The organism is Pseudomonas sp. P5_B3, from assembly GCF_056400405.1.
Genome location: NZ_JBFULI010000002.1, coordinates 275,112 through 290,518, shown reverse-complemented (window position 1 = coordinate 290,518; position 15,407 = coordinate 275,112). Strand labels below are relative to the sequence as shown.

Below are 15,407 nucleotides of genomic sequence, written 5' to 3'. Positions count from 1 at the left end.
ACATTGTTGTTGAATGTCAGTCCGTCATCGCGAGCAAGCTCGCTCCCACAGGGAAACAGATCAGCCATCGAATCGTGCACATAAAAAAGGCCCCCCGAAGGAGGCCTCTCTTTTGTCACGCCGCTTGCGCGGGCGCTACCGGATCAGCAGCTGTAGTACAGCTCGTATTCCAGTGGGTGTACGAAGGTACGTACCTTGATTTCTTCTTCGCTTTTCAGGGCGATGTAAGCGTCGATGAAGTCGTCGCTGAAAACGCCGCCTTTGGTCAGGAACGCACGACCTTTGTCCAGCTCTTCCAGGGCTTCTTTCAGGCTGCCGCAAACTTGTGGGATCTCTTTGGCCTCTTCAGGCGGCAGGTCGTACAGGTTTTTGTCAGCGGCGTCGCCAGGGTGGATCTTGTTCTGGATGCCGTCCAGGCCAGCCATCAACAGTGCGGCGAAGCACAGGTACGGGTTGGCAGCCGGATCCGGGAAGCGTGCTTCGATACGGCGGGCTTTCGGGCTCGACACGTAAGGAATACGGATCGAAGCGGAACGGTTGCGAGCCGAGTAGGCCAGCATTACCGGAGCTTCGAAGCCTGGAACCAGACGCTTGTAGGAGTTGGTCGCCGGGTTGGTGAAGCCGTTCAGGGCCTTACCGTGCTTGATGATACCGCCGATGAAGTACAGGGCGGTGTCGGACAGGCCGGCATAGCCTTCGCCTGCGAAGGTGTTCTTGCCATCTTTCCAGATGGACATGTGCACGTGCATACCCGAACCGTTGTCGCCGTACAGCGGCTTAGGCATGAAGGTAGCGGTGCGGCCGTAGGCATCGGCAACGTTGTGCACGACGTACTTCAGGGTTTGGGTTTCGTCGGCTTTCTTCACCAGGGTGTTGAACTTGACGCCGATTTCGTTCTGGCCGGCAGTCGCCACTTCGTGGTGGTGAACTTCGACGGTCAGGCCCATTTCTTCCAGTGCGTTGCACATGGAGGTACGGATTTCGTGGTCGTGGTCGAACGGTGGAACCGGGAAGTAGCCGCCTTTGACGCCTGGACGGTGGCCTTTGTTGCCGCCTTCGATGTCCTGGTCGGACATCCACGAACCTTGTTCAGAGTAGATCTTGAACATGGAGCCGGAAATGTCGGACTTGAACTTCACCTGGTCGAAGATGAAGAACTCTGGCTCTGGACCGGCGTACACAGTGTCACCGATAGCGGTGGCTTTCAGGTACTCTTCGGCGCGCTTGGCGATCGCACGTGGGTCGCGATCGTAGCCTTGCATGCTCGAAGGCTCGATGATGTCGCAGACCAGGATCAGGGTCGGTTCTTCGGTGAACGGATCCAGAACAGCGGTGGAGTCGTCCGGCATCAGGATCATGTCGGAGGCTTCGATGCCTTTCCAGCCAGCGATGGAGGAACCGTCGAACATTTTGCCGACTTCGAAGAAGTCGTCATCCAGCGCATCGCGAGCCGGCATGGTCACGTGGTGCTGAGTGCCTTTGGTGTCCGTGAAGCGCAGATCAATCCACTTGACGTCATGATCTTTGATGAGTTGAACCGACTTCGACATAGTGTCCTCCGGGTGGCTTCGGGCTAGTAATGGATGCCCTTAAATGTGGGTGATGCCGGCGCGAATACTCTGCCAAGGCAACCTGCCTCACAAGGGAGCAAATTGCATGCCAGTGCCCCACCATGGGTTTTTTGCCCCAATTTCACGCCTGTCAGGTGGAAAAGCACCTTAAATCGGAAAATCCCGCCCTACAATGTGGCGTTCATTTCAATAAATGACCTGTTTTGGTGCGCGCAAAACCTTCTACACATTAACTGGTTAAACCTTGAGCAATTTCCGCTATAATCCGCGCCCCCCTTTTTCGGCAGACCCTGCGCGCGCTGTTTCCATGAAATTAATCGTAAAAGTCTTCCCCGAGATCACCATCAAGAGTCGACCTGTCCGGACGAAATTTATCCGCCAGTTGGCCAAAAACATCCGCGCCGTGCTCCGCGATCTGGACCCGGCCGTGGTGGTGAACGGCGTGTGGGACAATCTCGAGCTGGAAACCCGCGTCACCGACCCGAAAGCCTTGAAAGAGATGGGTGAGCGCCTGACCTGCATGCCGGGCATCGCGCACTTTCTGCAGATCGACGAGTACCCGCTGGGCGACTTCGACGACATCACCGAAAAGTGCAGGCAGCACTACGGCGATGCGCTGGCCGGGAAGATTTTCTCGGTGCGCTGCAAGCGTGCGGGCAAGCACCCGTTCAGCTCGATGGACGTCGAAAAATACGTCGGCAGCAAGCTGCGTCGTGAATGCGGCGCCGCCGGGATCGACCTGAAAGCGCCGGAAATCGAAGTCCGCATCGAAGTTCGYGACCAACGGTTGTTCGTGATCCACAGCCAGCACAACGGCATCGGCGGATATCCGCTGGGCGCCCTGGAACAGACCCTGGTGCTGATGTCCGGTGGCTTCGACTCCACCGTGGCGGCCTACCAGATCATGCGCCGCGGCCTGATGGCGCATTTCTGCTTCTTCAATCTGGGCGGACGTGCCCACGAACTGGGCGTCATGGAAGTCGCGCATTTCATCTGGAAGAAGTACGGCAGCTCCCAGCGCGTGCTATTTGTCAGTGTGCCGTTCGAGGAAGTGCTGGGCGAAATTCTCGGCAAAGTCGATAACAGTCATATGGGCGTAGTATTGAAGCGTATGATGTTGCGCGCTTCGTCCCGAATTGCCGATCGACTGCACATCGACGCACTGGTCACCGGTGAGGCGATCTCCCAGGTGTCGAGCCAGACGCTGCCGAACCTGAGCGTGATCGACTGTGTGACCGACAAGCTGGTCTTGCGTCCGCTGATCGCCAGTCACAAGCAGGACATCATCGACCTGGCCAACGAAATCAGCACCGCCGATTTCGCCCGGCACATGCCGGAGTACTGCGGTGTCATCTCGGTCAATCCGAAGACCGCGGCCAAGCGCTATCGCGTCGAGCATGAAGAGAAAGAATTCGATATGGCGGTACTCGAGCGTGCGCTCGAAAACGCCAAACTGGTGCCGATCGATCGCGTGATCGACGAATTGGGCCAGGACTTGCAGATTGAAGAAGTCAGCGAAGCGCTGGCCGGTCAGATCGTCATCGACATCCGTCACCCGGATGCCGCTGAGGACGACCCGCTGGAACTCGCTGGCATCGAGGTACAAACGATGCCGTTTTATGCAGTGAACGCTCGTTTCAAGGAACTGGACCCTACTCGCCAGTACCTGCTGTATTGCGACAAAGGCGTGATGAGTCGCCTGCATGCCCACCATTTGCTCAGTGAGGGGCATGCCAATGTGCGCGTTTATCGACCGAGCTAAGTGCCCGGGGCTGTTTGCCTGTGGCCTGCGTCACCGGCCCCCCGACGCCACCGTCAAGCTGTAACGGCTTTCACGGACGCTACTGTTAATCGCTGCCAAGACTTGTCAGCACACCGAATCCTCTGATCGAGATACACAAGTGATCGAAAATCTACGCAACATCGCCATCATTGCCCACGTTGACCATGGTAAGACCACCCTGGTAGACAAACTCCTGCGTCAATCCGGCACCCTGGAGCGCAACGAGCTCAACGACGAGCGCGTGATGGACTCCAACGACCAGGAAAAAGAGCGCGGTATTACCATTCTGGCGAAAAACACCGCCATCAACTGGAACGGCTACCACATCAACATCGTGGACACCCCGGGCCACGCCGACTTCGGCGGCGAAGTTGAACGCGTAATGTCGATGGTCGACTCCGTTCTGCTGCTGGTTGACGCTCAAGACGGCCCTATGCCGCAAACCCGTTTCGTGACCAAGAAGGCTTTCGAAGCCGGCCTGCGTCCGATCGTGTGCATCAACAAGGTTGACCGTCCAGGCGCGCGTCCGGACTGGGTTCTGGACCAGATCTTCGACCTGTTCGACAACCTGGGCGCCACCGAAGAACAGCTGGACTTCAAAGTCGTCTACGCCTCGGCCCTGAACGGTATTGCCGGTCTGGACCACACCGAAATGGCTGAAGACATGACCCCGCTGTACCAGTCGATCGTCGACAACGTACCAGCGCCGAAAGTCGACCGTGACGGTCCGTTCCAGATGCAGATCTCCGCACTGGACTACAACAGCTTCCTGGGTGTTATCGGTGTTGGCCGTATCGCTCGTGGTCGCGTCAAGCCGAACACCCCGGTTGTGGCTATCGGCGCCGACGGCAAGAAGCGTAACGGTCGTATCCTGAAGCTGATGGGTCACCACGGTCTGCACCGTGTAGACGTTGAAGAAGCTGCTGCAGGCGACATCGTGTGCATCAGCGGTATGGACTCGCTGTTCATCTCCGACACCCTGTGCCACCCGGACACCGTTGAACCGATGAAGCCGTTGACCGTCGACGAGCCAACCGTTTCCATGACCTTCCAGGTAAACGACTCGCCTTTCTGCGGTAAAGAAGGCAAGTTCGTGACTTCCCGTAACATCAAGGAACGTCTGGACAAAGAGCTGCTGTACAACGTTGCACTGCGCGTTGAAGAAGGCGACTCGGCTGACAAGTTCAAGGTTTCCGGCCGTGGTGAGCTGCACCTCTCGGTACTGATCGAAACCATGCGTCGCGAAGGCTTCGAAATGGCTGTAGGCCGTCCGGAAGTGATCATCCGTCTGGTTGACGGCGTGAAGCACGAACCATTCGAAAACGTCACCATCGACACCCCTGAAGAATCCCAGGGCAAGGTGATGGAAGAGATGGGCCTGCGTAAGGGCGACCTGACCAACATGGTGCCGGATGGCAAGGGCCGTGTACGTCTGGAATACAACATCCCTGCTCGTGGTCTGATCGGTTTCCGTAACCAGTTCCTGACCCTGACCAACGGTGCTGGCATCCTGACCTCGATCTTCGACCGTTACGACGTGATGAAGTCCGGCGACATGTCCGGCCGTCAGAATGGCGTTCTGGTTTCGGTTGAAACCGGCAAGGCGCTGACCTACTCCCTGGAAACCCTCCAGGCACGTGGCAAGCTGTTCGTAGAACACGGTCAGGAAATCTACAACGGTCAGATCGTTGGTCTGAACAGCCGTGACAACGACCTGGGCGTTAACCCTACCAAGGGCAAGAAGCTCGACAACATGCGTGCTTCGGGTAAAGACGAAACCATCGCCCTGGTTCCACCTGTTCGCTTCACCCTGGAACAGGCTCTGGAATTCATCCAGGATGACGAGCTGTGTGAAGTGACTCCTAAGTCCATCCGTCTTCGCAAGAAGATCCTGGACGAAAGCGAGCGTACCCGCGCTGCCAAGAAAGCCAAGGCATAAGATTTAGCCTTGCTTAACGAAAACGCCCCCGGTCGAAAGGCCGGGGGCGTTTTTGTTTGTCTGGGGTTTGTGCGGTGTTTGTGCGGTGTTTGTGCTGGCCTCATCGCGAGCAAGCTCGCTCCCACAGTGTTCGAGGTGAACCACAAATTGTGTGAACACCACAGAACCCCTGTGGGAGCGAGCTTGCTCGCGATGAGGCCAGTACCAGCGCCGCAAATTCCAGGGGTGTCAGAACCGCTCGATACTCCGCGAACTCCGCTCGCGCTCCACTTCCTTGGGCTTGTACGCACAATACCCCGGCCGCGGGCCGATTTTCGGGTGGTTGCGGCAGGTATCCGGGCGCTTTTCATAAATAGTGCACAGACGGCTCTTACGATCCAGGTACAGGCAATCGTTGTTGCTCATGCGCTGGAGGGTGAAGATTCCTGACTTCTGGTTGAAGCGCTCGACCAAGCCTTCCTTTTGCAGGCGTTTGGCGATGTTCTTCGGCGGATCGCCCAGCTCGAACTCATCGACCACGCCGATGCGGATCAGATCCTTGATCTTGACCTCGACGGGCAGGGTGCAGCAGCTGGACATGCACGAGCCGCACATCGGGGCAGAGTACTTGGCCCAGGTATCGAGGCGGTCGATCTCTGCGGCAGCGATCAGGTTCGGCTTCATCATCGTTTGTTACCAGCGTGTGCATCAGGGCGCGCGATAATACCGGGACTGGTGGATTTTTGAACAACCTTTCGCCAGATTTTTTCACTGCCGGCCAATAAACCGCTAATCCGGCACGCCCCCTGCATTGAATCAGGTACACGACAATGTATTGCCGACCCGATTCGCACTCACAGGAAAAACTGCCGAACCAGAGCCTCTACTGCCTGTCAGACCGTCTAGGCTCAGACAACTTCAAGCTCGCTCGAGGTCCTATCGATGACTCAAGAACCACTTGTTCGCGAAGCAGAGGTGGCCGCATTCCGCGACGCCGTCTTGACCAAACTCACTTATGCAGTGGGTAAAGACCCGGATCACGCCTTCGACCATGACTGGTTCGAAGCCATTGCCCTGGCCGCGCGGGACCACATGGTCGAGCACTGGATGGACCATACGCGGCAGATCTACCGCAAAGGTCAGAAGCGTGTTTATTACCTCTCCCTGGAATTTCTCATCGGTCGGCTGCTGTTCGACAGCCTGAGCAACCTCGGCCTGCTCGACGTGGCCCGCGAAGCCCTGACCGAACTCGGCGTCGACCTTGAGCGCATCCGTCTGCTGGAACCCGATGCGGCCCTGGGCAACGGCGGCCTCGGGCGTCTGGCGGCGTGTTTCCTGGAAAGCATGTCGACCCTCGGCATCGCTGGTCATGGCTACGGCATCCGCTATGAGCACGGGTTGTTCCGCCAGGCGATTGTCGATGGCTGGCAGCAGGAGCAGACCGAACACTGGCTGGATTTCGGTAACCCGTGGGAGTTCGAGCGGCCGGAGGTGGTGTACCCGATCGGCTTTGGCGGCAGCGTCGAAACCGTGGCCGATGAAAACGGCAAGTCCAGGCAAGTCTGGCACCCGGCGGAAACCGTGCGGGCCATTGCCTACGACACGCCGGTGGTCGGCTGGCGTGGGGCGAGCGTCAACACGCTGCGCCTGTGGCGCGCCCGGGCCATGGAAGATCTGCACCTGGAGCGTTTCAACGCCGGTGACCACCTGGGCGCCGTGGCCGAAGTGGCCCGGGCCGAAAGTATCTCCCGCGTGTTGTACCCGGCGGACAGCACCGAGGCCGGCCAGGAACTGCGCCTGCGCCAGGAATACTTCTTCGTCGCGGCGTCCCTGCAGGACTTGCTGCGCCGCCATCGCAACATGCACACCTCGGTGCTTACCCTGGGCGATCACGCTTCGATCCAGCTCAACGACACTCACCCCTCGATTGCCGTAGCTGAACTGATGCGACAACTGGTCGACGTGTATGACGTGGCATGGGATGCGGCGTGGCAGGTCACCGTCGATACGCTCTCCTACACCAATCACACATTGCTGCCCGAAGCGCTGGAAACCTGGCCGGTCGGCCTGATGGAACGCATGTTGCCGCGGCACATGCAGATCATCTACCTGATCAACGCCCAGCACATCGACTCCCTGCGAGCCAAGGGCATCCACGATTTCGATGTGCTGCGTGCGGTGTCGCTGATCGAGGAGGACAACGGTCGTCGGGTGCGCATGGGCAACCTGGCGTTTCTCGGTTCCCACAGCATCAACGGTGTGTCCGGTTTGCACACGCAACTGATGCGACAAACGGTGTTCTCTGAACTGCACAAACTGTACCCGGAGCGAATCAACAACAAGACCAATGGCATTACCTTCCGCCGCTGGTTGTATCAAGCCAACCCCGAGCTGACCTCGATGCTGGTCGATGCCCTCGGGCCTAAAGTGCTGGATAACCCGGAAGAGCGTTTGCTCGCCCTCGAACCGTTCGCCGAGAGAAATGCATTCCGCAAGGCGTTTGCCGAGCAACGCCTGCACAGCAAGAAAGCCCTGGCGTACCTGATTCATGAGCGGCTGGGCGTCGCGGTCAACCCGGCGGCGATGTTCGACGTGCAGGTCAAGCGAATCCACGAATACAAACGCCAGTTGCTCAACCTGATGCACACCGTGGCGTTGTACCAGGCGATCCGCGCGGAACCGGAAATCGACTGGGTACCACGGGTGAAAATCTTCGCCGGCAAGGCCGCCGCGAGTTATCACCAGGCCAAACTGATCATCAAACTGACCAACGATATCGCCCGGGTGGTGAACAACGATCCCACCGTGCGTGGTTTGCTCAAAGTGGTGTTCCTGCCCAACTACAACGTCAGCCTGGCGGAGAGCATCATCCCGGCGGCGGATTTGTCCGAGCAGATCTCCACCGCCGGTTTCGAAGCTTCGGGCACCAGCAACATGAAATTCGGCCTGAACGGCGCGCTGACCATTGGCACCCTGGACGGCGCCAACGTGGAAATGAGCGAACGCATCGGCACCGAGCACATGTTCATCTTTGGTCTCAGCGCACAGCAGGTCGAGGCGCGCAAACAGAACCATGAGTTCAATGCGACGCCGGATATCGCCGCCTCCCATCGTCTCAACGATGTGCTGCAAGCTATTCGCAGCGGCGTGTTCTCGCCGGATGATCCGTCCCGTTACACCAGTCTGATCGACTCGTTGGTGGATTACGACCGCTTCCTGGTCTGCGCCGACTTCGACTCGTACTGGAACGCACAGATGCGCGTCGAAGCCCATTGGCACGATTCGAACCAGTGGTGGCGTTCGGCGGTGTTGAACACGGCGCGGATGGGCTGGTTCTCGTCGGACCGAACCATTCGCGAATACGCCACGGAGATCTGGAAGGCGCTGGAGTAGTTTTCAGCCAGAACTGCGAGCAAGGCCCGGTTGTCGCCGGGCTGGATCGATATACTAGGTGACGGATTACCGGGCGGCAGGGATCAGCCAGATTTGGAACGCGCCACAATCCTTTGTGGGAGCGAGCTTGCTCGCGATAGCGGACTTACATTCAACATCAGTGCTGAATGCTATGGCCTCATCGCGAGCAATCGAGCGTCGACCGGCTGCTCCCCCAGGGTTTGTGGTGTTTTCACACTAGACTGATCAGACGCTGTACCGCTTGGACTTGCCCCACGACGGGGCTGCTTAGGGATATCGACCATGCAATGGATGTTCATGCTGATCGGACTGGTGCTCGGCTGGATACTCGACGAGTCATTCAGTGATGCACTGCTGGGCGGATTACTCGGATTGGGTATCGGCCAGGCCGTTCGCATGGCTCGCTTGGACCTTCGGGCAGTCGAGCAGCAGCGACTGCTGGAACAGGCGCAAGTAGCGCTGCAAGCGGTCGAGCAACGGCTGGCACTGCTTGAAGCATCGGGCGTCAAGGCGCCGCAAACCCGTGAACCGCTTGTCTCACCTGAAACCCGCCTTGATGAARTACCCGCTAACGCCCCGGAGTTGATCTGGGAACTGCCGCCCGAACTCGAGCCAATCCCCGCAGCGGCCAGCGAAATCGCCGATGCCTGGAAACCCGGGCCGACTGCTCGCGAAGCACAACCACCGGTCTCCCCGCGTGGCCCGAATCTCATCGTCCGCGCCATCAGTCGCGCCCGCGCCTGGTTGTTCGGCGGCAATACCGTATTGCGGGTCGGCGTGGTGCTGCTGTTCCTCGGCTTGGCCTTTCTGCTGCGCTATGCCACCGAAGGCGTGGTGGTGCCGCTTGAGTTGCGCTACGCAGGCGTTGCGGCGGCAGCCTTGGGGTTGCTTGGATTGGGTTGGTGGTTGAGAGCCCGCAACAGCAGTTACGCGTTGATCTTGCAGGGCACCGGGATCGCCGTGTTGTACCTGACAGTATTTGCCGCGATGCGCCTGCATCCGTTGCTCGATCCCTCGGCGGCGTTTGGCCTGCTGGTGGCGGTGACGATCTGTTCGGCGATTCTCGCCATTACCCAGGACTCCCTGGGGCTGGCTGCCGCTGCCGCACTGGGTGGCTTCGCCGCGCCCATCCTGGCCTCCACCGGCGCCGGCAGCCACGTCGCGCTGTTCAGTTACTTTTCCCTGCTCAACGCCGGCATCCTCGCCATCGCCTGGTTCAAGGCCTGGCGGCTGTTGAATGTCATCGGATTCACCGGCACCTTCGGCATCGGTTTCGCCTGGGGCCTGCGCTCCTACTCTCCGGAGTTGCTGTGGAGCACCGAGCCGTTCCTGATTGTGTTTTTCCTGATGTACCTGGCCATCGGTCTGTTGTACGCCCGGCGCAAGCTGATGCAGATGAGCGATGCACCGGCAGAGGGCAATCGCGAAGCGCTGCTGCAGTGGTCGGCGCGCAAGGGTGACTATGTCGACGGCACGCTGCTGTTCGGCCCGCCGCTGGTGGGTTTCGGCTTGCAGTTCGCACTGGTGCAGCATCTTGAATTCGCGGCGGCGTTCAGTGCGTTGATGCTGGGCATGATTTACATGGGGCTCGCCCGTTGGCTGATGGCCGGGCGCCCGCTGTTGCTGGGGGAAACCTGCCTGGCCCTGGGCGTGATCTTCGCCAGCCTGGCGATTCCGCTGGGGCTCGATGCGCGCTGGACGACGGCGGCGTGGGCGGTGGAAGGCGCAGGGATCTTCTGGCTCGGTTTGCGTCAGCAAAGGCCCGTGGCCCGGGCCTTTGCCTTGCTCCTGCAACTGGGGGCGGCGCTGGTGTTTCTCAGCGAGTTGCACAGCAGCGAGAGCAGCCTGCTCGGCGGTGTACCGCTAGGCGCGCTGTTACTGGGCGTCGCATTGCTGTTCAGCTTCTACCAGTTACGCAAAGCCTTGCCGGAACAGATCAGGCCTTGGGAGCTGATAGGCCTGCCAGTCCTGGCGTGCCTCGGCCTGGCGTTTCTCTATTTGCTGGCACCGCTGTTTTTCTTCAGCCACGGCACGGTGATCGGTTGGGCCTTGGCCGGGGTGCTGACATTGTCGGTTGGCTTGCGCCTGCCATCGCGCACGTTCGTGTTCACCGCGCTTGCTGTGCAACTGTTGGGTGGCGCGCTGTTCCTGGTGACAGGACCGCTGTTCAGTGACGGTCTGCGACCCCTGGCCCATGGCGGGTTCTGGGCACCGCTGGTGCTGGGGCTGGCCGCGTTGGTCGGGGCCTGGCGTTTGCAAAAGGGTCATGTGCGTGGAGCGTTGAAAGGGTTGAGTTTGTTGCGGTTGTCCCAGGCGTTGCTGGTGTGGGGCGCAGGCTGGTGGGCGCTGGCCTGGGTCATCGAGGTGCTGCATTTCGCGTCGCTGCCGATGCAGGCGTCTTTATTGTTGAGCATCGCTGCCGTGAGTGTCGCGCTGTGGGCAGCGTTGGCGCTGCGCCTGAGTTGGCCGTCACTGGGCGTGCTCTGCACGGTGTTGGTACCTGCTGCAGCGCTGGTGCTGCTAGCGGCCTGGCACTCGCGTTATCACCCGGCGGCCAACTTCGGCTGGCTGGCATGGGCTGCCGTGTTCGTCGTGCATTTCATGTCCCTGCGACGCCTGGCACCCATGCTGCCGGCGCGCGTGCTGAGTGTCGCCCATGTGCTCGGCTGTTGGCTGTTGATGGGGGTGCTGGCTTTGCAACTGCGTTACGGCTTGCTGGTGTTGTCCGAGCAATACAACGCCTGGCGCTGGTTGGGTTGGGCGATTCTGCCAAGTCTGTATCTGGTGTCGATGGCGGCACCTCGTGCGTGGCCTTGGCCGGTGTCGGCGTATTCGAGGGAATACCGTGTATACGCCGCCGCGCCGCTGGCGTTGCTGATGCTCGGCTGGTTCTGGCTGGCGAATGTCGCCAGTGACGGCAACGCTGAGCCACTGCCCTACGTGCCATTGATCAACCCGCTGGAGCTGGGCCTGTTGTTTGCGTTGTTCGGCGTCTATGTCTGGTCCCGCAGCGCCATGACACAACTGGCGGTCCGCAAGGATTACGCCGCGAACGCCACGCAAGGGGTCGCCGGCGCCTCGCTGTTCGTGTTCTTTACTGCATTGGTGATGCGCACCGCGCACCATTGGAGCGGGGTACCGTTCGAGCTGGATCTGTTGCTGGCGTCGATGCGGGTGCAAGCCGGCCTGTCCATCGTCTGGACCCTGATGGCCCTGAGCCTGATGATCGGCGGCCATTTGCGTCGCCGCCGCGAAATCTGGCTGATTGGCGCCGCCTTGATCGGGGTGGTCGTGGCCAAGCTGTTTTTTGTCGAATTGAGCAATCGCGGCGGGCTGGCGCGGATCGTGTCGTTTATCGGTGTCGGCGTGTTGCTGCTGGTGGTGGGCTATTTCGCCCCGTTGCCGCCCAAGCGCGCCGACGCTGTGTCGGATACCGGGAAACCGCTCGCGGAATCCGAAGGAGTGTCATCTTGAGTCAGAAGCTGAACCTGGGTTGGCTGGGCGCTGTTGCCATGGGCGTGGTGTTGTCGGCGGTTGCCCTGGAAAAACCGGCGGACTTCACCACCCAAGTACCCCTGTCGGTGACGGGCGAAGGCCCTTGGTACCGCCTTGAACTGCCCCTGAACGTACAACTGAATGCACGCCAGGCCGACCTGAGGGATCTGCGGGTGTTCAACGCTGTCGGTGATGTTCAGGCTTATGCCCTGGCCCGGCAGTCGGCGCAGAGCAGTGAAGCGCGCACCTTGAGCGAGGTGAAATGGTTTCCGTTGTACAGCTCGGTGGACACCACTGAAGCCGCGCCGGGCGTGCGGGTGCAATCGAGCGCCAACGGCACCTTGGTCGAGGTGCAGCCCTCCAGTCAGCTGGAGGCGGGTGAGGAGGAGTTGCGCGGCTGGTTGCTCGACGCTTCCGCGATCAAGGCGCCGTTGCAGCAGTTGATTCTCGACTGGACCAGCGAGCGCGACGGCTTCCAGCGTTTCACCGTCGAAGCCAGTGACGATTTACAGCATTGGCAGTTCTGGGGCGAAGGGCAGGTGGCGCGCCTGACCTTTTCCGACGAGCGGGTCGAGCAGCATGAAATCGGCCTGCCGGGCCAGTCGGCGCGCTACTTGCGGTTGCTGTGGATCACTCCGCATTCGGCACCGACCCTGACTTCGGCGCAACTGCAAAGCGCCAGTACCCGCAGCCTGCCGCTGCCGTTGGTCTGGTCCCAGGCGTTGACCGGCAGCAGCACGAAGGCGGGTGAATACACCTGGCAGTTGCCGATGGGGCTGAATGTCGAGCGAGTGCAGGTCGAGCTGAGCCAGCCCAACAGTCTGGCGCCGGTGAGCCTGGCCGGTCGGCGCGACAGCAGCCTGCCATGGCAGCCGTTGAGCAGCGGTTTGCTCTATCGTTTGACCCAGAACGGTGAGGACGTGGTGCAAAACGAATTGCAGCTGTCAGGGCAAATCGTCCAGCAATTGAAACTGACCGTGGACGAGCGCGGCGGCGGCCTGGGTGATCAGGCACCGACGCTGAAGTTTGCCGTGCGCGCCACGCAACTGGTGTTCCTGGCGCGCGGGCCTGGGCCTTACACGCTGGTCGTGGGGAATGCGACGGCGAAGGCGGCGAACTTGCCGCTGTCGACGCTGATTCCGGATTACAGCCCGGCGAAGCTCGCGACCCTGGGCCGGGCCATGGTGGATGTCGGGGCGGTGGTCTCGAATGCATCGACAGAGAAAACGCTGGCGACGACGGACACCCAGTGGAAGAAGTTCGGCTTGTGGGCGGTGTTGTTGCTCAGTGTCTTGTTCCTGGCGGCGATGGCGTTCAGTTTGCTGCGTAAGCCATCGGCAAGACCCTAGGCTGGCGCTTCGCGCCAGATCGCGGGCAAGTCGGAACTGACACCAAAAATATCGAATTCGCCCCCCATTCACGGCTCACATCCAGCCCTTTTCCAACTACGCTCATCCCCGCGCATGAACTCTCTTCGGCCGATCACGTCTGATAGGAGGAAATGCGCCCCGACTCGCGCTAAACTGCGCGGGTTTTTAGCCCCCCCATTCCTCCGGAGCCTTCCATGTCCCGCGTTACCTTGAGTCGCTATTTGATTGAGCAGACCCGCAGCAACAACACTCCTGCCGATCTGCGCTTCCTGATCGAAGTGGTGGCGCGTGCCTGCAAGGAGATCAGCCACGCCGTGTCCAAAGGCGCCCTGGGTGGCGTACTGGGCAGCATGGGCACTGAAAACGTCCAGGGCGAAGTGCAGAAGAAGCTCGACGTGATCTCCAACGAAATCCTGCTCGAAGCCAACGAATGGGGCGGTCACCTGGCCGGCATGGCGTCCGAAGAAATGGACAACGCCTACCAGATCCCGGGCAAATACCCGAAAGGTGCGTACCTGCTGGTATTCGACCCGCTGGACGGTTCGTCGAACATCGACATCAACGCGCCAGTCGGAACCATCTTCTCGGTACTGCGTTGCCCGAACGAATACCTGAGCCAGAACGAACCTTTGAATGAAAAGGCCTTCCTGCAGCCAGGCACCCAGCAGGTAGCCGCCGGTTACGCGATCTACGGCCCACAGACCATGCTGATCCTGACCTTGGGCCACGGTGTGAAGGGTTTCACCCTGGACCGTGAAATGGGCAGCTTCGTGCTGACCCACGAAGACATCACCATTCCTGAAACCACCCAGGAATTCGCCATCAACGCGTCCAACCAGCGTCACTGGGAAGCTCCGGTACAGCGCTACGTCGGCGAATTGCTGGCAGGTGAGACCGGTCCGTTGAAAAAGAACTACAACATGCGCTGGGTCGCTGCGATGGTGGCCGACGTGCACCGCATCCTGACCCGCGGCGGTTTGTTCATGTACCCACGCGACAGCCGCGAGCCTTCCAAGCCGGGCAAACTGCGCCTGATGTACGAAGCCAACCCGATGTCGTTCCTGGTGGAACAGGCGGGCGGTGCGTCCACCGACGGCCACCAGCGCATCCTCGACATCCAGCCGGAAGGCCTGCACCAGCGTGTTGCGGTGTTCCTCGGTTCGAAAGAAGAAGTTGCCCGCGTCACGGCTTACCACAAGGAATAAATCATGACCGCGCCCTGGCAGCCGTTGCTTGACTGGTGGTTCGGAAGCTCCGAATCAGCGAGGGAAGTGGCGGCGCAGAAGGGCAAGTTGTGGTTCGGCAAGCGCGACAGCCAGGACCTCGAAGCGCGCGAGCGTTTCGGGGACTGGACCGAGCAGGCACTGGCCGGCGGATTGACCGAGTGGATGCAACATCCCGAAGGTTGGCTGGCCCTGGTGCTGTTGCTCGATCAAATCCCGCGAATGATCTTTCGCGATATTCCCAAAGCCTTTGCAGGCGATCTCCGGGCGCAGATGCTGGTAGCCCAAGGCATTGCCGCGGATTTCGATCGGCAGTTGCGGCCGATTCAGCGGGTGTTCATCTACCTGGTGTTCGAGCACAGCGAAGACCTCGCGGTGCAGAACGAAGGCGTCTCGCGCTATATCGAATTGGTGGCGCAGCAGCCTGAAGGTGACCGAGCGTTGTTTGCCGATTACCTGGATTACGCCGAGCGGCATCAGAGGGTGATTGCGCATTTTGGGCGGTTTCCGCATCGCAATGCGGTGTTGGGAAGGGAGTCTACGGCTGAGGAGTTGGCGTTTCTCTCAAAGCCTGGGTCAAGGTTCTAATTTTGCGCTGTTGCTGAATCCGTCATCGCGAGCAAGCTCGCTCCC

General features: G+C 60.1%; 9 protein-coding genes. 7 read left to right on the top strand and 2 right to left on the bottom strand.

Going from position 1 to position 15,407, the window contains the following annotated elements:
• Positions 1-143: 143 nt before the first annotated feature.
• Positions 144-1,550 carry a glutamate--ammonia ligase gene (gene glnA / locus AC1DRN_RS02500; protein WP_110660758.1) on the bottom strand — a complete coding sequence of 469 codons (1,407 nt, stop codon included), beginning with the start codon at positions 1,548-1,550 and terminating at the stop codon, positions 144-146.
• 328 nt (positions 1,551-1,878) lie between these two features.
• Here glnA and thiI point away from each other — a divergent pair, with 328 nt between their 5' ends.
• Positions 1,879-3,333, top strand: a complete 1,455-nt coding sequence (gene thiI, locus AC1DRN_RS02495; RefSeq protein WP_477786618.1) for a tRNA uracil 4-sulfurtransferase ThiI — start codon at positions 1,879-1,881, stop codon at positions 3,331-3,333.
• A 139-nt stretch (positions 3,334-3,472) separates the two neighbouring features.
• Positions 3,473-5,293 carry a translational GTPase TypA gene (gene typA, locus AC1DRN_RS02490; protein WP_116264161.1) on the top strand — a complete coding sequence of 607 codons (1,821 nt, stop codon included), beginning with the start codon at positions 3,473-3,475 and terminating at the stop codon, positions 5,291-5,293.
• Between the two features lie 228 nt (positions 5,294-5,521).
• Here typA and AC1DRN_RS02485 read toward each other — a convergent pair whose 3' ends face one another.
• On the bottom strand, positions 5,522-5,959 hold the full coding sequence (locus AC1DRN_RS02485; protein ID WP_108216195.1) for a YkgJ family cysteine cluster protein: 438 nt from the start codon (positions 5,957-5,959) through the stop codon (positions 5,522-5,524).
• A 255-nt stretch (positions 5,960-6,214) separates the two neighbouring features.
• Between AC1DRN_RS02485 and AC1DRN_RS02480 the strand changes: the two genes are divergently transcribed.
• The 5 genes from AC1DRN_RS02480 (at position 6,215) to AC1DRN_RS02460 (ending at position 15,362) form a co-directional block, all read left to right on the top strand.
• A complete protein-coding gene (locus AC1DRN_RS02480) occupies positions 6,215-8,665 on the top strand; it encodes a glycogen/starch/alpha-glucan phosphorylase (protein WP_223457834.1) in 2,451 nt (816 codons plus the stop codon).
• A 303-nt stretch (positions 8,666-8,968) separates the two neighbouring features.
• Positions 8,969-12,160 carry a DUF2339 domain-containing protein gene (locus tag AC1DRN_RS02475; protein ID WP_477786617.1) on the top strand — a complete coding sequence of 1,064 codons (3,192 nt, stop codon included), beginning with the start codon at positions 8,969-8,971 and terminating at the stop codon, positions 12,158-12,160.
• Positions 12,157-13,530, top strand: coding sequence for a DUF3999 domain-containing protein (locus tag AC1DRN_RS02470; protein ID WP_223457829.1), 1,374 nt, complete (start codon positions 12,157-12,159; stop codon positions 13,528-13,530). Before AC1DRN_RS02475 ends, AC1DRN_RS02470 begins: the two co-directional genes overlap by 4 nt.
• A gap of 215 nt (positions 13,531-13,745) precedes the next feature.
• The gene (locus tag AC1DRN_RS02465; protein ID WP_108216199.1) at positions 13,746-14,756 is read left to right on the top strand and encodes a class 1 fructose-bisphosphatase; all 1,011 of its coding nucleotides are present in this window, start codon (positions 13,746-13,748) and stop codon (positions 14,754-14,756) included.
• Positions 14,757-14,759: 3 nt separating this feature from the next.
• Positions 14,760-15,362 carry a DUF924 family protein gene (locus AC1DRN_RS02460; protein WP_223457827.1) on the top strand — a complete coding sequence of 201 codons (603 nt, stop codon included), beginning with the start codon at positions 14,760-14,762 and terminating at the stop codon, positions 15,360-15,362.
• The last annotated feature ends 45 nt before the right edge of the window (positions 15,363-15,407 follow it).

Coding starts and splice junctions, on each gene's coding strand:
- glnA (WP_110660758.1), bottom strand. CDS start 1,550: ATGTCGAAGTCGGTTCAACTCATCAAAGATCATGACGTCAAGTGGATT.
- AC1DRN_RS02485 (WP_108216195.1), bottom strand. CDS start 5,959: ATGATGAAGCCGAACCTGATCGCTGCCGCAGAGATCGACCGCCTCGAT.
- AC1DRN_RS02480 (WP_223457834.1), top strand. CDS start 6,215: ATGACTCAAGAACCACTTGTTCGCGAAGCAGAGGTGGCCGCATTCCGC.
- AC1DRN_RS02465 (WP_108216199.1), top strand. CDS start 13,746: ATGTCCCGCGTTACCTTGAGTCGCTATTTGATTGAGCAGACCCGCAGC.
- AC1DRN_RS02460 (WP_223457827.1), top strand. CDS start 14,760: ATGACCGCGCCCTGGCAGCCGTTGCTTGACTGGTGGTTCGGAAGCTCC.